Below are 20622 nucleotides of genomic sequence, written 5' to 3'. Positions count from 1 at the left end.
CATGAACAGTCAAACTGCTGCCAGCCCGGCAACAAATAGCCAAGCCGAAGCAAACCAGCAGCCCAGCTATGCCCCGTGGCTAACCGCTATGCTGGGTATTGCACGGCATTACCGGATTGAAAGCTCGGAAGAAAATATCCGCATTAATCTGGACTGGGAAAAAACCACGTCACTGGATGCCTTGCTGCACAGTATGGCGCGGCAAATTGGCCTTGAACTGCGCTTTGACCAGTTTAATGACGCCATTCTGGATGCTTGGCGTTTGCCTGTGGTGGTGGAATTTAGCACCGGGCAGGTGGGTATTCTGGAAAAAGTGGACAGTCAGGGCAATGTCAGTGTGCAGTTTAGTGGCGATCATGGCTTGGCAACGACACTGCCTACCAGTGACATCAGGACACAGGCCCGCCGTATACTGATCCTGCGCCCGGAAACCTCAGTGGCTGATGCGCGCGTGGATGAGTACATCAAGCCGTATGAGAAAAACTGGTTCTGGGGCATTATCCTCAAGGACTGGAAGCGCTACGGCGACATCATGCTGGCCTCGCTGGTGGCCAATGTGCTGGCGCTGTCAGCCATTATTTTTTCCATGCAGGTGTATGACCGGGTTGTACCGGCGCAGTCCATTCCAACCTTGTGGGTGCTGGCAGGCGGCGTGCTGATTGCCGTAATTTTTGAATTTAGCTTGCGCTTGGCACGCATTCATGTGTCGGACATTATTGGCAAACGGGCCGATTTGCGTGTGTCTGACCGCGTGTTTGGCCATGCCTTGCGCATTCGTAACAGTGAGCGTTCCAAGTCAACCGGAACGTTTATTTCGCAAATCCGCGAGCTTGAAAGTGTACGTGAACTGGTGACGTCCACCACTATTGGCGCGCTGGCTGACCTGCCATTTTTCTTTTTGTTCCTGGTGATTTTCTGGATTATTGGCGGGCCACTGGTGTTGATTATTTTGCTGGCAATTCCGCTGATTTTGATTCCCGGCCTACTGATTCAAAAGCCGCTAGCCCGTTTGTCCAATGAGGGCATGCGTGAATCATCAATCCGTAATGCCATGCTGGTGGAAGCGGTACAGGGCATTGAAGATATCAAGCTATTGCGTGCGGAACCGCGTTTTCAAAACCAGTGGAATCACCTGAATGAAGTGTCTGCTGACATTAGCAAACGCCAGCGTTTTATTAGCGGCCTGTTGCTGACCTGGACGCAGGAACTGCAAACCATCATGTATGCGCTGGTGGTACTAACAGGCTGCTTTCTGGTGATTGATGGCGACATGACAACCGGTGCGCTGGTGGGCTGCTCGCTGCTGTCATCGCGTATGGTGGCACCGCTGGCGCAGATTTCCGGCGTGATGTCGCGCTGGCAACAGGCCAAGGTGGCGCGCCAGAGTCTGGATGAACTGATCAAGCGTCCGGTAGACCAGCCAGACCGTGCCAGCCTGATTCATCGCGCTGTGCTGCTGGGCAATTACCAGTTGAGCAACGTTAGTTTTAAATACACAGATGATGACAGCAAACCAATTTTGTCAATTAAAAACCTGAATATCAAAGCGGGTGAAAAGGTGGCGATTCTGGGTCGTAATGGCGCTGGCAAAACCACCTTGCTGCAATTGCTGTCTGGTATGCAAATGGCGCAAAGCGGGCAGGTGATGCTGGATGATCTGGATTTGACCCTGATTGATCCTGCTGATGTACGCCGTGATATGGGTTTGCTCAACCAGAATGCGCATTTGTTTTTTGGTACGCTACGTGAAAATCTGACACTGGGCAGCCCGCTGGTGAATGATCAGGAAATTCTGGACGTGCTCAACATGGTGGGTGCGCTGAATTTTGTGCAGTCACGCAAGGAAGGTCTGGACTATCTGATTCTGGAAGGTGGCAATGGGCTGTCTGGTGGGCAAAAACAAATGTTGCTGCTGGCACGCCTGCTGATTCGCCAGCCCAATATTGTGCTGCTGGATGAGCCCACAGCGGCTATTGATGAAGTCACCGAAAAGCAGCTCATTGACCGGCTAAAACTCTGGCTGGGTCACCGCACGCTGGTGGTGGCTACTCATCGCATGGCAGTACTGAATCTGGTAGACCGTGTGATTGTGGTCAATGATGGCCAGATTGTGATGGATGGGCCTAAAGAGCAGGTGTTGGCCACCAGCAAGGCCAGACTGCAACAGGCCTGATGCGTAACAAGCTTGATGTATAACACGCACGGACTATGCCTTTTGACGGGTTTTAGTGTACTGATGAATCAATAATGAGATTAACATGAGCAAGTCAGCCCCTTATGTGTCCGAACCTCCATTGCCGCGGGCGTCCTTTATTATCTGGATTGTGGCACTGGCGGTTGGCTGTTTTGTGCTGTGGGCCTGGCACTTCAAACTGGATGAAGTTTCCACTGGTACAGGCAAGGTCATTCCGTCCTCCAAAGAACAGGTGATTCAGTCGCTGGATGGCGGCATTTTGACTGACCTGAAAGTGCGCGAAGGCGACATTGTTGAAAAAGGGCAGGTACTGGCGCAGCTGGATCGTACCCGTTTTGAATCCACTGTGGAAGAAAGTGCCTCACGCTTGCGGGCTGCACTGGCCACAGCGGCACGCCTGAAGGCTGAAGTTAGCGGCGTGCCCTTGAGTTTTCCGGAAGAAGTGCGTAAGGAACCCATTTTAGTGCGGGAAGAAACCGCGCTGTACCAATCGCGGCGTACCAATCTGGAAGAAACCAGCGCTGGGCTGAATCAGGCATTGCGTCTGGTGCGGCAGGAACTCACCATGACTGAACCGCTGGTCGCACGCGGCGCCGCCAGTGATGTTGAGGTATTGCGTCTAAAGCGACAGGCCAATGACCTTGAAAACAAGCTCAATGACGTGCGCAACCAGTATTATGTGCAGGCACGTGAAGAGCTGGCTAAAGCCAATGCTGAAATTGAAGCGCAACGTTCGGTAGTACGCGGTAAATCCGATTCACTGACCCGGCTGACCTTTACTTCTCCGGTGCGTGGCGTGGTCAAGGAAATTGCCGTAACCACGGTAGGCGGGGTGATTCCGCAGAATGGCCGCCTGATGGTAATCGTCCCGCTGGATGAGCAATTGCTGGTTGAAGCGCGTATTTCCCCGCGTGATGTGGCTTTTATTCATCCCAACCAGTCGGCACTGGTCAAGATTACCGCTTATGACTATGCCATTTATGGCGGCTTGCCCGGTAAGGTCACCATCATTTCACCGGATACCATTCAGGATGAAGTTAAAAAAGACGTGTATTATTACCGCGTTTATATTTTGACCGATTCTGATCATCTCACCAACAAGCATGGCCAAAAATTCCCGATTGTACCGGGCATGATTGCCACGGTGGACATTCATACCGGCAGCAAGACTGTGCTGGATTACCTGATCAAGCCCTTTAACAAGGCTCAGGAAGCTTTGCGTGAACGCTAAGCATTAGCGAGCCAGTTCAAGGGTAGTTGAATTAAAAAAGGTCATGCGATAAACATGACCTTTTTATTAGCGCGTTGATGCAGTAGAGGAGTTACTAGCGCACCACATTCAGGAAGTGCAAATGACGTTCATACTGGTCAATCAGGTCCTGAATAATATCCTCTGTAGTCCAGTCCATGATATCATAATCCTGTCCCCCTTCCTGCAAGTGTACCTCAGCACGGTAATACATGGCCGGAATAGCCTGCTGTTGCGCCTGTGTCATAAAAGCGGGAGGCTGATGCTGCCGCACGCGAATTGAATAATAAAAATCAGATTCTTCCTGATGACCGACCTGAAGCCAGATGTGTTCCGGACTTTTTTCAATCACAGTGGCTTCAATCGACTGCCGCCTGAATTCTTCTGCGACTTCCAGCAGGGCAGGCTTGACCGTATTGTGCATAAAAGCAGTGACTTCGGCCAGACTGTTGGGTCGATGCATAATCAGGTGCAGCCGCTGCTGCCAGCTACGCGGCGCATGGATACCGGCACGTGGGGTAATGCGGGCATCCTGCATGCTTTCTTTTTTCAGCACATCCAGCCGCATGGCTACAAACAGGCCCCAGCACATTAACAGCATCACCACAGCAAAGGGCAGCGCACTGGCAATGGTGGCCGATTGCAGCGCCGTAAGACCACCGGCCAGTAACAGCACCGCGGCAATCACTCCCTGCAATACCGCCCAGAACACCCGTTGCCATAGTGGTGTACCTTCCTGCTTGCCTGAGGTCAGCATATCCACCACCAGCGAGCCGGAATCTGCCGAGGTCACAAAAAACATCACCACCAGTATAGTTGCAATCAGTGAGCTAATACTGGAAAACGGCAGGTATTCAAAAAACTTGAACAATGCTACCGACTGGTCGGCCTGTACATCAGTAATCAGCGCCACTGCATGCTGCTTTAAAATCAGGAAAATGGCGGTATCACCAAAAAAGGTCATCCACATAAAAGTGAAGCCGGTTGGAATCAGCAACATGCCCAGAATAAACTCGCGCACGCTGCGACCACGTGATACCCGCGCAATAAACATGCCTACAAATGGCGACCATGCAATCCACCAGCCCCAGTAAAACAGCGTCCAGCCACCAATCCAGCTGGATTCTTCATAGGCATACAGATTAAAAGTCATGCTAAACAGGTTGGACAGGTAGTTTCCGGTGTTTTGCACAAAGGTTTGCAGCAGAAAAATAGTCGGCCCGGCAATCAGCACAAACAGCATGAGCACCACGGCCAGCACCATGTTCAGCTCGGACAGCCGCTTGACGCCTTTGTCAAGCCCGGCACCCACCGATAGCGTGGCAATAGCCGTAATGATGACAATCAGGCTAATTTGTACCGTGGTGTTTTGTGGCAGGCCAAACAGGTAATTAAATCCGGCATTCACCTGCGTTACACCAAAGCCAAGCGATGTTGCCACCCCGAAAATAGTGCCCAGTACTGCAAAAATATCAACCGCATGGCCAATTGGGCCATAAATTCGATTACCAATTAATGGGTACAGAGCCGAGCGAATTTGTAAGGGCAAACGGTGGCGGTAGGCAAAATAAGCCAGCGATAACGCCACCACGGCATAAATGGCCCAGGCATGCAGCCCCCAGTGAAAAAAGGTAATGCGCATGGCCTGCCGTGCAGCATTCAGACTACCTGGATCACCCACCGGCGGGTCGGCAAAATGCATGACTGGTTCGGCCACGCCAAAGAACATCAGGCCAATGCCCATCCCGGCCGTAAACAGCATGGCATACCATGAGCCATAGCTATAATCAGGTTTACTATGATCGGGCCCCAGTTTAAGCCGGCCAAAACTGGACAGCGCCACAACCACGATAAAAATCAGGAAAAATGCCACGGATAAAATATAAAACCAGCCTGCTGAACTGGTAATCCAGTTTTTGACATAGTCAGTTAGTGCATCAAAACTTTCCGGTGCAACCAGTACCATACCAATAAGCAGCACGATAAACAGGGCTGAGCCGAAAAAAACCGGTGGATTAATTTGATACCAGTTTTTTTGACCTGGTACTGATGGTTTATTCATTTAAGAGTTACTCCATCAAAATTAGCTTGATTAAAATGCTTAACCAAAAATGCGGATTGAAACAAAAAGCTGCTAATGAACTTAAACAGCAGAAAAACTCATGCTTCTGAAAAAATTCATCACGATGATCACTTAAAATAGTAACTTAAAACCTATAAATTCCTGGCTATAGAAATGTAAGCCCAACAACTGTGAATGTTTTATGCCTGTTTTATGCAGGCCAAGTTTATATAATGACGGCACACCAGAATGAAAAAGGCGTAACCCTCAATTGAATCCTTCGCCATTAAAGCCGCTTTATATTACCTCGGGTGAACCTGCAGGCATTGGGCCGGACATTTGTCTGGATCTGGCCGGATTTACCACACCGCGTCCACTGGTGGTGCTGGCCAATAAATCCCTGTTGCAGCAGCGGGCAACCGAACTGGGCAAAACAGTGACCTTGCTGGATTATCAGGGGCAATCCGAGCCTGCATCAGGCAGTGCGCTGTATGTCAAAGACCTGCCACTGGCACAGCCCGTAACTAATGGTCAGCTTAACAGTGCCAATGCAGTCTACGTGCTAGCGCAGCTCACCGAAGCTGCCCGCGCCTGCATGCGTGGTGATGCCGCCGGGGTGGTCACAGCTCCTGTGCAAAAGTCAGTGATTAATGAAGCAGGTTCTCTTGAGGGGCAGGCCTTTAGTGGTCATACCGAATTTTTTCAGGAATATGCAGGTGTGCCGCGTGTGGTCATGATGCTGGCTACCCATCAGCTTCGGGTGGCTTTAGTGACCACGCATTTACCGCTAAAAGACGTGGCCGCAGCGATTACCAAACAGCGCCTGACACAAATTCTGGACATTTTAATTCATGACCTGAAAACCAAATTTGCCATTAGCCATCCAAAAATTCTGGTGTGTGGCCTGAATCCGCATGCAGGCGAGGGCGGTTATCTGGGTCGTGAAGAAATTGACGTGATTGAACCAGTGCTGGCCAGTTATCGTGCCCAGGGTATTGATGTGGGCCACGCCCTGCCTGCCGATACCCTGTTTACGCCCAAGTATTTAAAAGATGCTGATGCCGTGCTGGCCATGTATCATGATCAGGGTTTGCCAGTGCTAAAATCGCAGGGTTTTGGTGAAGCTGTTAATATTACGCTGGGTTTGCCATTTATCCGCACCTCGGTGGATCATGGCACGGCACTGGATTTGGCGGGCAGTGGCAAGGCCAGTAGCAGCAGCTTATTCGTTGCTACCGAACTGGCATTGCAGTTGGCAGACCGTTATGAAGCAACACTTTGAGTGCGTTTTAGTTGAATTACGCATTGTTATATTTATAGGGTTAAAAAGGTTTTGTCATGAGTTATCAATTTAGCGCGCCCAATCCAAAAGATGAAGGACACCGGACGCGCAAGCGGTTTGGACAAAACTTTTTGCATGATAACCGCGTAATTGAAAAAATTGTGCATGCCGTTGCGCCACGCGCGGGTGATTTTATGGTGGAAATTGGGCCCGGCCTTGGCGCGCTCACAGCACCATTACTGGTGGCCAGTGAAGCCTTAACTGTTGTTGAGCTGGACCGTGATCTGGCGGCGGGTTTACCGGGACGGGTGACCCAGCCGGAAAAGCTCACCATTGTGGAAGGCGATGCCTTACGCTTTGATTTCTTAACGCTGGTGCAAGACAACAAGCCGCTGCGTATTGTGGGTAATCTGCCCTATAACATTTCTACGCCATTGCTGTTTCACCTGTTGCAATATGGCAGTCAGGTGCAGGACATGCATTTTATGCTGCAAAAGGAAGTGGTAGACCGGATCGTAGCCGAACCCAACAGCAAGGATTATGGTCGTCTGTCTGTCATGATTCAGTATTATTGTAAGCCTGAGTTCTTGTTTGAAGTGCCACCGGGTGCCTTTAATCCGCCACCAAAAGTCACCAGTGCGGTATTTCGGTTAACGCCTTACTCGCAAAAACCACTGATTGCGCAGGATGAAAAACAGTTTGCCAGTCTGGTGTCGCATGTATTTACCCAGCGCCGTAAAACATTGCGTAATACGCTCAAGGGCAAGCTGGATGAGGAAGGTTTTGCGCGTGCACAAGTAGATCCCATGGCACGCCCGGAAAATCTGAGTCTGGCACAGTTTGTGGCGCTGGCAGATGCGTGCACTGCTTATACAGGATAGCAACAGCCGTGCGAGCACCCAGCAAAACAGCAATTATTTTAGTTGAGGGTGAAGCCACGCAATCACCTTCACAACAACAGTCGCTAACGCCTGCACAACAACAGTTTAATGTGTTGGGTGAAAAGATAACGCAGCAAAAACAGCAAGTTGAAGAATGGCAGGCGCTGGTGGTTTCGGTGCAACAACGAATTCATGGAAAACTGATGCCACTGTATGATCAGTTGGCGCGTCAACATGGCAAGTTAATTGAGCAGCTACATCAGGCCAGCCTAAAATATTCGCTAACAGCCTGGGAAAGTGCCCAACTGCATCAGTTGATTATTGAGTTATGCGAGCAGGTATTAAGGCACAAATTGCCAGATGAAGATCCGCTCATTGCTCAGATTTATCAGCTGTACCGGGCTGAACAAGCCCAAACAAATCCCCTTGCACCAGCAGCCAGTGAACTGCCGCAACAGCAGCATCTACAGCCGCTAGACCCTAGCTTTGATCTTGATTGTGGCGTTGCCTTATTCGATGCAGATGACCCAGCAACTGACCCGGCAACCAGTTTTGAAGTCATGGCACAGCAGCAGGAAGCTGAGCGTCATTATCAAAAGCAGCAACGAAAAATGGCACGGCTTGCACTCAAGCAACAGGCTAAGGAACAGTCTAAGGAAGAACGGGACACAGCACAGCAGCAGGCGAATGCGCCGGCGCAAAAATCATTAAGACAGCTTTATCAGCGGCTGGCTGCGATGCTGCATCCTGACCGTGAGCAAGATGAGCAGCAGAAAATTACCAAAACTGATCTGATGCAGCAAGCAACCGAAGCCTACCAGTCACAGGACTTATTGGGATTAATTCAGTTACAAAATGCAGTGAGCTTTAATACGAATTCTAATTTTGCCCAACTGGCCGATGAGCAGTTGCAGTTATATAACCTGAATTTGCGCCGATATAGCCAAACACTGGATGAAAACATTGCTGAGCATAAGGCTAGGCTGGCCAGCTTATGTGCTATTGAGCGGGTTGAAATGGTTACAGAAAAGAGTGTGATCAAAAAACTGAAAGAACAGGTTTCTCTCCTGACGCAGTACAATGCCATGCTTTCACAGCAATTAAAGAACCTCAAAGATGCAAAGGCAATCAAGGCTTTCTTAAGACAGTATTCTTGATCGCCAAGCGTGAACCAATACAGCACATGATGGGCAAAACAGGAACAAGATAATGACTTACCGCTATCAGTATATTATTGGCGATTTGCAGGGATGTTTTGCCGCACTACAGGCTTTAAAGGATAGGTTGGCTTTTGATGAACAACAGGATTGCCTGTATTTTGCAGGTGATCTGGTGGCACGTGGTGAGGATTCATTAAATACTTTACGCGAAGTAAAACGGCTGGCCGATTTGGGGGCTGCCAGAACAGTACTGGGCAACCACGATTTAAATCTGCTGGCCGTCTGGCGTGGCTTCCAGAAAATTAAGGATAAAGACCGCACCCAGCCGATTTTTGATGCCTCAGACTGTAATGCGCTGTTAAACTGGTTGCGCAAGCAGCCGCTACTGTTACAACCAACTGCCGGGTCAGTAGTAGTACATGCCGGGATTCCACCCATCTGGACATTGGCACAGGCCAGCCAGTATGCGCGGGAAGTGGAAAAAGTCATTGCTGGTGAGCTGGATCATCTGGATGCTTTTTTAGGCCATATGTACGGTAGCCAGCCTGATACATGGCAGGAGAATTTATCGGGTTATGAACGCTGGCGGGTAATTACCAATTACCTTACCCGCATGCGCCTATGCGATGAAAATGGCAGGCTGGAGTTTGACTTCAAGGATGACTTAAGTGCGCCGATGCCGGAAGGATTTAAGCCGTGGTTTGAGTGGCCAGACCAGCTAGAAAATCATACACAACTATTTTTTGGGCATTGGGCTGCCTTGCAGGGTAAGGCAATTAGTCCGCATATCCATGCGCTGGATGGGGGCTGCGTGTGGGGTGGGCAACTCATTGCCTATCGGCTGGAAGACAAACAATTATTTACCTCAGCCACAGGCTGCGGGTTATAAATACAAAGCTTGCTGAGTGTCCAGTTATTCCATGATTTCCGTTGCCATTCAAGCCACAGGGTATTTTCTGGTGTATTGCCTACCGTCAGCCGAAAACGCGATGGAAAACGCGAATAAGCGAGCTTGATGCTATCAGGTGGTGCACTGTTAAAATGAAGCAGCAATAGCTGATGTAAGTTTTGCTGGGCTGCCACTTTTGGCCAGACCTGTTTAAGGTATTTGGCACCCGGCCCTTGCCATTGCTGCACAGCAAGGCTTTGGGAGGTCATCAAGTCTGCCTGATAGGGCTGTAACAAATGCTGGGGAATCGCCTGTTCAGCTAAGGCAAGGTTATTCTGGCTCAGCTGATGAACCATGCTACGGCTATACCAGTAAGGTGAAAGGCAATAAAATACCAGCCAGATCAGGGCGCTGCTAATGAAAAGAATCAGGAGCAGGCCATACGGTAAATTGGTTTTCTTAAGTGCTAGGGATTTGCTTTTATGCAGGGCTACTGTAGCCATGATGACCCACAGGCGAAGTCTATCGTGGCTACAGTGTAGAGGATTTTAGGGCTCTGTTAAGTGCTTGCTACAAAAGCTGAACAAGACAGAAATTATTCCTGACGTAACCAGGTCTGGCTACGGCCTAATACTGATACGCCCACATAGCCGCGTAGGCGAAACTTCCGGCCATCAGCACTTAGTTTGGCCTTGCCGCTATAGATATGTCCATTGCGTGGATCAAGCACTTTGCCGTCAATAAAATTGTTGGGATTTTTAGGATCTTCTCTAAATCCTTTTAAAATCTGAAGACCAATGATGGGTTTGCTGGTATAAGGCGCGGGGCATTTAGTGCAGTTCACCAGAGGTTTTTCACCCGGTGCTGGAAAATCCTCAATCAGTGTACCGATATAACTGCCATCAGGTTGTTTGGCCATCTGGATATGGGCACGGACGACGCCACTTTTATCGTCAATCGTACGCCATACGCCATTGAGATCAGCTGCATTAGCAACAGAGGCCAGACTTAAGCTGCCAAGAATCATCATCCATGCTTTCATCAATTATACTTCCTAAAAAGAGGTTAAACAGGGTGCTATTAAACCAGTAAAAGTGATTAATGGGCAAAACTGTTCAGTACACAATTTATATCCTAACTGTGGAATAAATGCGAATATACATTGTTAAGGCTAAATTTATTTTAAGATTGAGGTTATAAAATTTTCTTACAAGCACTGCAAGGGGCTTTCTGCAAGCCGCATTATTAAATACTACTCATATTGATATGAAAACTGTTTAGCCTGAATAAACTCAATTGCGGAACTGTAAATTAAAAAAAGCTATTGTTGAATCATTTTAATGGTGAACTGACAAAACAAGGACTGGTATGAATAATTATTGATCATTTATTGGCAGATTATAGTGTGGCGAAACAGTGTAACAAAACGACTGAAAGCATGGAAAAATGGGCTCGCATGCTTTCAGTAAGTTTAAATTTTTTTAAATAATAAATCAGGAAATGCTGGCTGATTAATGCTCGCGAATCCAGATCTGGCTGCGACCCAAGGCAGAAATACCCACATAACCACGCATGCTTAGCTGGCGGTTATCCGCATTTACTTTGGCCTTGCCTTTATAAATCTTGCCGGATAACGGATCAAGTACCTGAGCGCCAGTATACTGGTTAGGACGGTTTGGATCGGCTTTTAGGCCCCATAATACGGTCAGCCCCAGAATTGGTTTGTCGGTATAGGGTGCTGGACAGTGCTGGCATAATTCCTTGGGCGTGTAATTTGGACGCGGAATGATCTTGATAATGGTGCCGGTATAAGAACCATCAGGCTGTTTCTTGATTTCGACCAGTGCCTTGGAAAAGCCTGTGCGGTCATCAATGGTACGCCAGATCCCGGCCACATCTGCCGCGTGGCTTATGGCGCAACTCATCAGACAGACTAACCCCAGTGTCCAGTTTTTCATTGCAGAATCCTTATTAGAGTAATCATTCTAATAGTAGCTGAAACAAAAAAAAGGGCATAATCATTTTTTTAATAATTATGCCCTATTGCAATGAAGAAAAGTATTTAGCAGCGGTTAGGTTTAGTCCTCGCGAATCCAGGTTTGACTGCGACCCAGCGCAGAAATCCCGACATAACCACGCATGGTCAAGCGACGGCCATCAGCACTCAGCTTGGCTTTACCTTTGTAAATATTACCGGACAATGGATCAAGCACTTTGGCATTGATGAAGTTGTTTTCATTTTTGGGATCCTGCTGTAAACCAGTTAGCACAGTCAAGCCAATCATGGGCTTATTAGTGTAAGGCGCTGGACAGTTCTGGCAGGTTTCCTTGGGCGTATAGCCGGGACGGGGAATAACTTTAACAATGGTGCCATGATAAGCGCCCGCACTATCCTTTCTGATTTCAACCAAACCTTTGGAAAAGCCGGTTTTGTCATCAATAGTACGCCATGTGCCGGTTAAATCACCTGCCTGGGCAAAACTAGCACATAAGAAAGTCAAACTTGCTGCACAAGCGATGGATAACGATTTTAACATCTAGGTTCTCCTTAACCTTCAACGATCGCATGATCTGTTACTTTTAAGCAGCGCATGGATGCGCGGACAGATAAGATCACCGGCAATTGAAGTTAATTAAATTAACAACACTTAACATTGATATATCTGTAGACAATTTAATCGAATACAAGGTTCCCTACAACTATTTTATGTGAACGGATCGATCATTTATCGCTAAATTAAGGAACTATATCTACATTTGGATCCATGCAGATCATAAAATAGAGAATCAAACACTGGATTAAAACAAATTCAGGAACAGCAGCGGCAGCCAGATGGCGGTTAAAATTCCATTCACCGCCATGCCAAAAGCCGCATAACGTCCGGCCACTGGGCCGCGTTGCCAGGCTTGTACTGTACCAATGGCATGGGCAGCCAGTCCCAAGGCCAGTCCTGCGGCGCGCTCATCATTCAGGTGACGCAAGATCAAAGGTGACAGGGCAGCACCTACCAGACCGGATAAAATCACAATCAGGCTTGCCATAGCCAGTGGGGCATGGATTAATGTTGCAATATTCAAGGCAATCGGGGTGGTCACTGCACGGGTGGCAAAGGCCAGTACGGTTGGCGAGGACAAATGCACGGCATAAGCCAGCCCCATGGGAATGGCTACACTGGTGAGGGTGGCAAACACAAACAGCCCAACCAGTGCCTTGAGCGGCACATCATCCAGCCGGATTGCTGCCAGTGGAATGGCCAGTGCCACCGTGACATAGCCCAGCAAATGCCGGAATAGCTGATCCACCTGTTGCATGTAATGGTCATACGGCCAGCGCACCAGCCATAACAGGGCCAGTACAATAAACATGGCAATCACAATCACAGGCAGGCGTGGAAAATACTGTCCCAAAAAACGGGCTAATATATGTGCAACCAGTGTGAGGACAAAGCCAGCAATGACCAATAGCATCGTGATAATTTCCTCTTTAACTGGCTAAGCCTGTGAAGTGTTTATTTAATGGTGATAAGCGCTGGGCCAGAACCATGTTAATTAATCAGCGTCTTCATATCTGGTCACTATTTACTCAACGCTGAATTAGTTTTTACCCAATTAGTTATATGAGACACCAGTGTCGCAAGGTCTTGTGCTTAGGCAGATGAGGCATATATGCCGCAAGGCGAAGCGGCACTGCTAAGCTGAGTTACTTAAGTAGAGCTTGCCTCTTGCGCCTAGATGAAGCAATACGTGCTGATACTTGCTACTCAGGCACAGCCTTCGTCTTGCGCTCAGGCAGAGCGGTGCTCTGCTTACCTGAGCTCATCCAGCGTTTGGCCATTTGTGCATAAAGCCACAGTGGCAGCAGGGTGCTAAATACCAGAATAAAAAGAAACCACGGCAGCTCTTTGCCCAGATGCGCCAGCATGATGATGGCACCTGCTGAAATAGGCAAAAAGGCAAAGGCACTTTCTTTCATAATATGCGTGTTGGCATCCAGCATACGAATGGGCAAGGGTTTAATCTTGCGCCACAGCACCAGAATTGCCAGCAATAACAGCAAACCCACTAAATTGCCAAGCTCGGGATGTGCAAACAGGCCCATCAACCAGACACAGCTTTCCCGCACCAGCACAATCAGGCTTAAAGTGGCAAGCAATGCTGGCCAGTCATATTTATTCCACAGCATGATATCGCCTAAAGTGAACTGTAAAACCGGAGTGACCCAATTAATCCCAGCGGTAGCATAGCGCTCCAACACAATCAGTGCTATTCCACCATTTGCTAATAAACCACATGCCAATAAACAGTTTAGCTAAATACTATACCTAAGCGTATCAACGTATTGATTAAGATTAAAACTGGGCTAATGTTTGAGAGCACAGTTTAAGAGGATGAACGCGGCTTTTCCAGCGGATGCGCTAAGGCATCATCGGATTGACCTGCTTGCTCCTGCGTTGTCAATAAAGGATTTTCATCGTCAAAGTCAAACGCAAGTTCTGGGTCATCACTGGGCTCAAATTGCGCTTGCTCAGCCGAAGTTTGCTCAAAATGTTCCAGAGGCCGTTCAAACAAGGCAGCCTGATGTGATGGCAATACCTCGCGCGGCAAAAGCTGTGCCTTGCCAATCAACTGCTGGAGCTGGTCCTGTGCCAGATGAACCTGAAGCACGCTATAGCCATTGTCCAGTGTTTGCTCGTTTCGCACCACATTGAGCTGATAAAGCTGGTTGCGCAACTTGCCCGCACTGGCCGGCAGGGTGAGTTCAAAGTCATGCAGCTGGCCCATCAGGCAGGTTTGTACTGCCTGTTTTAGCAAGTTGATCCCGGCGCCAGTATAAGCCGACACATACACCCGGTCTGGCTGGTTGGGTGCGGCTTCCACCAGGCGGGGTTCATCGCCACTGGCATCAATTTTGTTATAGACCCGCAGCACTGGTACATTGTTGCCAATTTCCTTGAGCACAGCTTCAACTGCTTCAATTTGCTCGTGCATTTCCGAGCTGTTGGCATCAATCACATGCAGCAATAATGAGGCTTCCAGCGTTTCTTCCAGCGTGGCGCGAAAGGAATCAACCAGCGAGTGCGGCAGGTTACGCACAAAACCCACGGTATCAGCCAGCACGACGGTACCAAGACCATCCCATTCCAGACGGCGCAAGGTGGGGTCAAGTGTGGCAAACAACTGGTTGGCCGCATAGACATCACTGTTGGCCAGCTTGTTAAACAGCGTGGACTTGCCGGCATTGGTATAGCCCACCAGTGAAATGGTTGGTACATCGGCTTTCTGGCGTGCAGCACGACCCTGACTACGGGTTTTCCGTACTTTTTCCAGCCGTTCCTTGAGCTGGGTGACCCGGATTCTCAGCAGGCGGCGGTCGGTTTCCAGCTGGGTTTCACCGGGACCACGTAAACCAATCCCGCCTTTTTGCCTCTCAAGGTGAGTCCATCCGCGTACCAGACGACTGGACAAATGTTCCAGCTGGGCCAGTTCCACCTGTAGCTTGCCCTCATGGGTACGTGCGCGCTGGGCAAAAATATCCAGAATCAGGCCAGTGCGGTCAATGACCCGGCACTGCATGACCCGCTCAAGGTTACGTTCCTGCGCTGGTGTCAGGGTGTGGTCAAAAATGACCAGATCAATCTCATCAGTTTGAACGCGGGCGGCAATTTCCTCAGCCTTGCCACTGCCAATAAACAGCTTGGGGTCAGGGCGCTGGCGGGAACCGGTAATCAAGTCAACAATATCAGCGCCGGCAGACTGGGCCAGCAGCTTGAATTCTTCAACATCCAGTTCTTCAAGCTGATAAACGCTCATGTGAACCAGCAATGCCCGTTCACCGCCCTGATGCCGCTCAAAATATTCCACGTATGAATTGACCTGTAGCAAGAAAATAAGAAGCAGCTATTTTAAGCAATTTTGTGGTTGTCTGCTGCATTATTTGTGTGATCTTGGCAAGCGCAGGTCATGCGTTGACGCTGTATTAACAGTGCTATTGATCTAGAAACTGTTAAAAGCATTCATCAGTAATACTGCACTGCCAGACAGCAAAATCAGCGTACCAATGACGTAGCGAAGCAGGCGAGGCATGGCAGATGCTCTGGGTTTTACAATGGGCGGCGAAATAGCAGTTTTATGGGTCATATGTGTATCGGTATCCTGTGTAGAGTTAAGCATCAAGTGCTACCTGATAGCGCCGTGAAACTTCATCCCAGTTGATAACATTATAAAAAGCACCAATATAGTCAGGTCGGCGGTTTTGGTATTTCAGGTAATAAGCATGTTCCCATACATCCAGCCCCAGAATAGGGATGTTGCCGTGCATCAGTGGGGAATCCTGGTTGCCAGTGCTTTCTACAATTAATTTTTTATCAGGCGTAACATTAAGCCAGGCCCAGCCGCTACCAAACCGGCTTAAGGCCGCCTTGGTAAATGCCGCCTTAAAAGCATCAAAACCATCCAGATTATCTTCAATAGCCTGTGCCAGTACACCTACAGGCTGTTGCGCTGCATCAGGCTGCATGACAGTCCAGAACAGCGAATGATTGGCATGTCCACCAGCGTTGTTAATGACCGTGTTGCGGAGTTCGGCAGGAATTTCGCCAACGCGGGAAAGCAGTTCTTCAACCGTCAGCTTTTCCCATACTGTACCTGTAATGGCTGCATTCAAGTTGTTGATGTAAGTCTGATGATGCCTGCTGTGATGGATTTCCATGGTTTTGGCATCAATATGTGGCTCGAGTGCAGTGTAGGCATAGGCGAGTTCGGGTAATTGATAAGCCATGATCAGTCCGGGAGTAAGGCAAAAGTGATGATTGAGAATAAAGAAATAAATGCATTAACGCAAATGATAATTATTATCAAATGTATTTAACTAAGATAATTTTGGGTTGTATGGGGAAAATCACATCCAGATGATTTTTAAAAGCCTGCTTTATCATTCATTTTTTTAGCCCGAAAATATGGCACTATATTGTGGTCATTTTAGTTAAACGCTAAGCAGGCGGGTCACCGCTTTTAGCGATAAGTCAGGTGAAAACGTTGAATTTATTTCCGTCCCAGGTTCCTTTTGTTTCATTAAAGCAATTTAAGCAGTTAAAGGTTAAGGGCCAATTGACGCTCAGGCAGTTAAAACACATGACTGCCTTGCTTAAAGTGATTAATGAGGGTTTTGGACTGGCGTTTCGGGAAGGTGCATTTAGCCAGCCTAACCAGCCAAAACATACGCGAATGGTGCGCTATTTTTGCCGTCGCCTGTGCGAGGCACTGGATATTGAAGTGACGGTTCATGCACCGATGCCTGTTGAACATGCTCTCTGGGTCAGCAATCATGTGTCGTGGCTGGATGTAGCAGTGATTGGCTCGCAAACCCGGATTTTCTTTCTGGCCAAGGCAGAAATCCAGAATTGGCCCGTATTTGGCCGACTGGCACAGGCAGGTGGAACGCTATTTATCAAGCGTGGTTCTGGTGATTCTGTGGTGGTTAAAGAACAGATTTCCGGATTTTTAAACCAGAAAATTCCCGTACTGTTTTTTCCTGAAGCCACCACCACCGATGGCAGTGCGGTAAAGCGCCTGCATGGCAAGCTACTAGCCTCGGCCATAGCAACACGGACAGCCATTCAGCCCTTGGTGCTGTGCTATGTGAATGAGCAGGGGCAACTGGACCAAATTGTACCATTTGTTGATGATAACGGTTTTGTGCCACACTTGTTTCAGGTCTTGGCACTTAAAAAAATACGTGCACATCTGATGCCATTGCCTGCAATTTCACCAGAAGGCCACGATGTAGAATCTTTAACGGCAGAACTGCACCGCCAGATGAGTGAAGGGCTGCTGGCATTGCAGCAGCAAGTGCTTCAGCCAGCCTACTCAGCATGATGAGTCTAATTCGCAGCTATTAGTTATATATTATAGATAGACAGGTAACTATAGAAAGTAGCGCTGTTGAGAGTAGATTCAAAATAGCGCTTTGATTGATGACTAATGATATCTAAGCTTTATAGGTTTACATATACCCATCCAGCGGCAGGTAAGACAGCATTTTCAAGCCAAAACGCTTGACCGGGCTAATGTTGGGTTCTTGAGTATAAATTTTGATACCCGTGGGTGTTTTTTCTTCCCAGACAATTTTGCCACGTTCATTGAGTCGCACGCGGTAGGCAATATTCATAATGGCGCTGTCCAGATCCTTGGAAACCTGGGTAGCCAGCGTGGGGCTATCCAGGATAACACCAATTTCGGTATTTAAATTGGCCGAGCGCGGATCAAAGTTAAAAGACCCAATAAAAGCCTGCTGGTTATCAAACGTCATCATTTTAGCATGCAGGCTAGCGTCGCTGCTGTCACCCACATTCAAACCCTTCTTGTCGGCACTGTCATCGGCTAAGGCACTAATGTGATTTTTTTTGCCCTTGCGGCTTTTTACAGTACGTGACTGTGGTAAAAATTCATATAGCTCAATGCCATTTTCCAGCAACTCTTTGCGTCGTTTGGCATAAAAAGCATGTACTACGCCCACATCATTGGCTGCATAGGAGTTGGTAAGCACCCGTACCCGTACGCCTTGGCGTTTCAGGTTGATCAGCGATTCAGTGCCTGTATCGGCAGGTACAAAATAGGCTGAAATAATATCCAGTTGCTTTTGTGGTTTGCCCACCAAGTTCTGTAGCTGGAATGTCAGGTGTTCACTGCGGTTGGCGTCCTTGTTAATTTTTTCAGGCGAATCCTGCACCAGATGCACAGGCACCCACTGCATTTTTTCGTCACCGGACAGCCAGTTATTAAAATCGGCCTGTTCCCGGGTTAGGTTCAGGTAATTTTGTGCGGTACTGGTGGCCTTATAATGGGCCAACTGAAAACGTAACTGGTTGAGGGTGAGCTGATGATCATTAGCATTGATCATCTGGCTAACCGGATAGGCCATCGGGTAGTTCCAGTAATCGTCAAACGACTTGGCAACTTCTGGCACCACTTGTCCCACCATCATCACATCGATATCGGAAAACTGGAAACTCTCACCAGCATCATAATACTGGTTGCTGATATTGCGTCCGCCGACTAGCGCGACCTGAGTGTCAGCAATAAATGTCTTGTTATGCATGCGATGGTTATTGCGGCTAAAGTCCAGCACATAATTCAGCATGCGCCATTTGCGGTACACAAACGGGTTAAACAGGCGAACTTCCACATTCGGGTGCTGATCAAGTGCCAGCAGGCTGGCATCCAGATCGCCAGTATTATTATCATCCAGCAGCAGACGTACTTTAACGCCACGATCTGCCGCACGCAGCAGGCCTTCCAGTGCCAGCGCGCCAACCTTGTCGTTGTGCCAGATGTAATATTGCAGATCCAGACTTTTTTGCGCTTTTTCAATCAGCATTAAACGTGCAGCAATGGCATCAATCGGGTCAATCAGCAAGTGATAGCCGGTTAGCCCTTCATGCGCTGCCTTACGCGTTTCAAACAGTTGGCCAAGTTGCGTATTACCAGTATCAGAAATGTAATAACTGGGTTTGACAGGCATCCGTTCCGGCAGGCTGGAGCAGGCATACAGCAGAAAACCTAAACAAAAAATGAACGCAAGCTTCAGCCACTGGGAGAGAAAGCCTGAGGTCGTCTGGCGCTCCATGCAGGATATCCTATTCTTCAAGAAAATAATGAGTTAGTGAGTAAAAATCAGGGACACACAATCATTAAACTGGTTGCGAAATGCTTACATAGTATAAGCACTGCTTGACTAAAATAAATAAATAACTGTGTGTTGCTAGAATAGAAATGAACAAGCTGTAATTCAATGAGTTTTGTGTTTACGTAACGCTATTTATATAGAATTGAATCAACGCCTGATACTGCCCCATAGCTTGGGGTTTTCAACCAGTGGAGAAATAATGACTGACCCTGCTTCAGTACAGATTATTTTTAATGGCATTTTTCTGCTTCTGGCAGTATATGCTGTAATCCGTGCGATTCATGGCTGCCGTCATTCCCTGACTGTTTCGCCATTCAAGACCTTTATTTTGTTATTTGTCTATTACGGTTTATATCTGACCTTGCCGTTTTTCTCATGGACGCTCTGGCAGTGGTCAATTGGTCTGCAGGATGCATGGCAAGCGGTGCCGATGTTGCTGCTGTCGGTTTTTTTAATTTATGCCCGCTTTGTGGAACCGCAGATTCTGGTTGTCCGTCGCACCCCGGTACACTTACATGATTCGCCACCCTTGCAGGACCCCTTAAGGGTAGCCTTGCTGGCCGATATTCATGTGGGCCTGTTTTCAGGACGTGCCCGTCAGCTTAAACGCATTGTCAATCTGGTGAATCAGGAACAACCGGACTTTATTGTGATTTCCGGGGACTGGACTTATGAACCCAGTGACCAACTGATTAAAGACCTGAAAATTCTATCCGGTTTTAACGCACCGGCTTATTCAGTGCCGGGTAATCATGATGAGCAAATACCGGGACCACCCATTCAGCAGGTGCTCAAGGAAGGACTTGAAGCTGCCAATATTATTCCCATCGAAGGAAAAATTATTGAAATGAATGAAATCCGTCTGATTGGGGTGGGGGATTTATGGGCAGGTAAAGCAGACATGCAAGCCATGCCAGCGCTGCCACAGGATAAACCCTGGCTCATTCTGGCGCATAACCCGGATACGGTGGCACAAGTACCCGATTTACCCTATCGCCCGCTGATGCTGTCAGGCCATACGCACGGTGGCCAACTGGAGTTACCGTGGCTTACCGATTATGTGCTAAGCCGGGTATCTTTGCTGGGCTTTAAAAAGGGCCTATATCAGGTCAAAAATGCCCAGGTATTTGTCACGGTTGGTACTGGACTGGTGGGCATACCTTTAAGGTTTAGAACGCCGCCTACTATTGATATTTTGCATGTGCATTGATACGTTTAGT

19 protein-coding genes are annotated in these 20622 nt (G+C 48.3%); 8 read left to right on the top strand and 11 right to left on the bottom strand.

The features are described from left to right. Position 1: 1 nt before the first annotated feature. Both Q337_RS17285 and Q337_RS0109080 read left to right on the top strand, forming a co-directional pair. Positions 2-2173 (top strand): type I secretion system permease/ATPase, encoded by a 2172-nt coding sequence (locus tag Q337_RS17285; RefSeq protein ID WP_084494804.1) that lies wholly within the window; start codon positions 2-4, stop codon positions 2171-2173. A gap of 85 nt (positions 2174-2258) precedes the next feature. Continuing rightward, positions 2259-3425 (top strand): HlyD family efflux transporter periplasmic adaptor subunit, encoded by a 1167-nt coding sequence (locus Q337_RS0109080; protein WP_034279839.1) that lies wholly within the window; start codon positions 2259-2261, stop codon positions 3423-3425. Between the two features lie 94 nt (positions 3426-3519). Here the strand turns inward: Q337_RS0109080 and Q337_RS0109075 are convergent, their stop codons facing one another. Beyond that, on the bottom strand, positions 3520-5505 hold the full coding sequence (locus Q337_RS0109075; RefSeq protein WP_026471331.1) for a BCCT family transporter: 1986 nt from the start codon (positions 5503-5505) through the stop codon (positions 3520-3522). 271 nt (positions 5506-5776) lie between these two features. Here Q337_RS0109075 and pdxA point away from each other — a divergent pair, with 271 nt between their 5' ends. Genes pdxA through Q337_RS0109055 form a run of 4 tightly spaced genes read left to right on the top strand, consistent with a single transcriptional unit; the run spans position 5777 to position 9717 of the window. Continuing rightward, the gene (gene pdxA / locus Q337_RS0109070; protein ID WP_026471330.1) at positions 5777-6787 is read left to right on the top strand and encodes a 4-hydroxythreonine-4-phosphate dehydrogenase PdxA; all 1011 of its coding nucleotides are present in this window, start codon (positions 5777-5779) and stop codon (positions 6785-6787) included. Positions 6788-6843: 56 nt separating this feature from the next. Beyond that, on the top strand, positions 6844-7668 hold the full coding sequence (gene rsmA / locus Q337_RS0109065) for a 16S rRNA (adenine(1518)-N(6)/adenine(1519)-N(6))-dimethyltransferase RsmA (protein ID WP_026471329.1): 825 nt from the start codon (positions 6844-6846) through the stop codon (positions 7666-7668). Between the two features lie 8 nt (positions 7669-7676). Then, the gene (locus Q337_RS0109060) at positions 7677-8825 is read left to right on the top strand and encodes a hypothetical protein (RefSeq protein ID WP_026471328.1); all 1149 of its coding nucleotides are present in this window, start codon (positions 7677-7679) and stop codon (positions 8823-8825) included. Positions 8826-8877: 52 nt separating this feature from the next. Beyond that, a complete protein-coding gene (locus Q337_RS0109055) occupies positions 8878-9717 on the top strand; it encodes a symmetrical bis(5'-nucleosyl)-tetraphosphatase (protein ID WP_026471327.1) in 840 nt (279 codons plus the stop codon). Here the strand turns inward: Q337_RS0109055 and Q337_RS0109050 are convergent. The 9 genes from Q337_RS0109050 to Q337_RS0109010 all read right to left on the bottom strand — a co-directional run bounded on the left by Q337_RS0109050 (position 9663) and on the right by Q337_RS0109010 (position 16495). Beyond that, positions 9663-10220, bottom strand: coding sequence for a hypothetical protein (locus Q337_RS0109050; protein ID WP_026471326.1), 558 nt, complete (start codon positions 10218-10220; stop codon positions 9663-9665). The genes Q337_RS0109055 and Q337_RS0109050 overlap by 55 nt on opposite strands. A 92-nt stretch (positions 10221-10312) precedes the next feature. Beyond that, entirely contained in the window at positions 10313-10759 is a 447-nt protein-coding gene (locus Q337_RS0109045; protein WP_051526748.1) for a DUF2147 domain-containing protein, read from the bottom strand. 469 nt (positions 10760-11228) lie between these two features. Further along, complete coding sequence (locus tag Q337_RS0109040; protein ID WP_034279836.1) at positions 11229-11675, bottom strand: DUF2147 domain-containing protein; 447 nt, start codon at positions 11673-11675, stop codon at positions 11229-11231. A gap of 120 nt (positions 11676-11795) precedes the next feature. Further along, positions 11796-12254: a DUF2147 domain-containing protein gene (locus tag Q337_RS0109035; protein WP_034279832.1), complete on the bottom strand. Its 459-nt coding sequence runs from the start codon at positions 12252-12254 to the stop codon at positions 11796-11798. Positions 12255-12516: 262 nt separating this feature from the next. Then, positions 12517-13185 carry an LrgB family protein gene (locus Q337_RS0109030; protein WP_026471322.1) on the bottom strand — a complete coding sequence of 223 codons (669 nt, stop codon included), beginning with the start codon at positions 13183-13185 and terminating at the stop codon, positions 12517-12519. Positions 13186-13474: 289 nt separating this feature from the next. After that, a complete protein-coding gene (locus Q337_RS17280; protein WP_051526806.1) occupies positions 13475-13900 on the bottom strand; it encodes a hypothetical protein in 426 nt (141 codons plus the stop codon). A gap of 197 nt (positions 13901-14097) precedes the next feature. Further along, a complete protein-coding gene (gene hflX / locus Q337_RS17275) occupies positions 14098-15579 on the bottom strand; it encodes a ribosome rescue GTPase HflX (RefSeq protein WP_084494786.1) in 1482 nt (493 codons plus the stop codon). Positions 15580-15711: 132 nt separating this feature from the next. Beyond that, positions 15712-15888, bottom strand: a complete 177-nt coding sequence (locus Q337_RS18825; protein WP_156935758.1) for a hypothetical protein — start codon at positions 15886-15888, stop codon at positions 15712-15714. Beyond that, positions 15881-16495 (bottom strand): superoxide dismutase, encoded by a 615-nt coding sequence (locus Q337_RS0109010; RefSeq protein ID WP_026471321.1) that lies wholly within the window; start codon positions 16493-16495, stop codon positions 15881-15883. The genes Q337_RS18825 and Q337_RS0109010 overlap by 8 nt, the downstream gene beginning before the upstream one ends. 257 nt (positions 16496-16752) lie before the next feature. Here Q337_RS0109010 and Q337_RS0109005 point away from each other — a divergent pair, with 257 nt between their 5' ends. Continuing rightward, positions 16753-17592, top strand: coding sequence for a lysophospholipid acyltransferase family protein (locus Q337_RS0109005; protein ID WP_026471320.1), 840 nt, complete (start codon positions 16753-16755; stop codon positions 17590-17592). A gap of 127 nt (positions 17593-17719) precedes the next feature. On the opposite strand, the gene Q337_RS0109000 is transcribed toward Q337_RS0109005, so the two are convergent. Then, positions 17720-19342, bottom strand: coding sequence for a phospholipase D family protein (locus Q337_RS0109000; RefSeq protein WP_026471319.1), 1623 nt, complete (start codon positions 19340-19342; stop codon positions 17720-17722). 259 nt (positions 19343-19601) lie between these two features. Here Q337_RS0109000 and Q337_RS0108995 point away from each other — a divergent pair, with 259 nt between their 5' ends. Continuing rightward, positions 19602-20612 carry a metallophosphoesterase gene (locus Q337_RS0108995; RefSeq protein ID WP_026471318.1) on the top strand — a complete coding sequence of 337 codons (1011 nt, stop codon included), beginning with the start codon at positions 19602-19604 and terminating at the stop codon, positions 20610-20612. Positions 20613-20622: the final 10 nt, after the last annotated feature.

The organism is Alkanindiges illinoisensis DSM 15370 (assembly GCF_000619845.1).
Taxonomy (GTDB): domain Bacteria; phylum Pseudomonadota; class Gammaproteobacteria; order Pseudomonadales; family Moraxellaceae; genus Alkanindiges; species Alkanindiges illinoisensis.
This window is presented reverse-complemented; position numbering and strand designations above follow the sequence as displayed.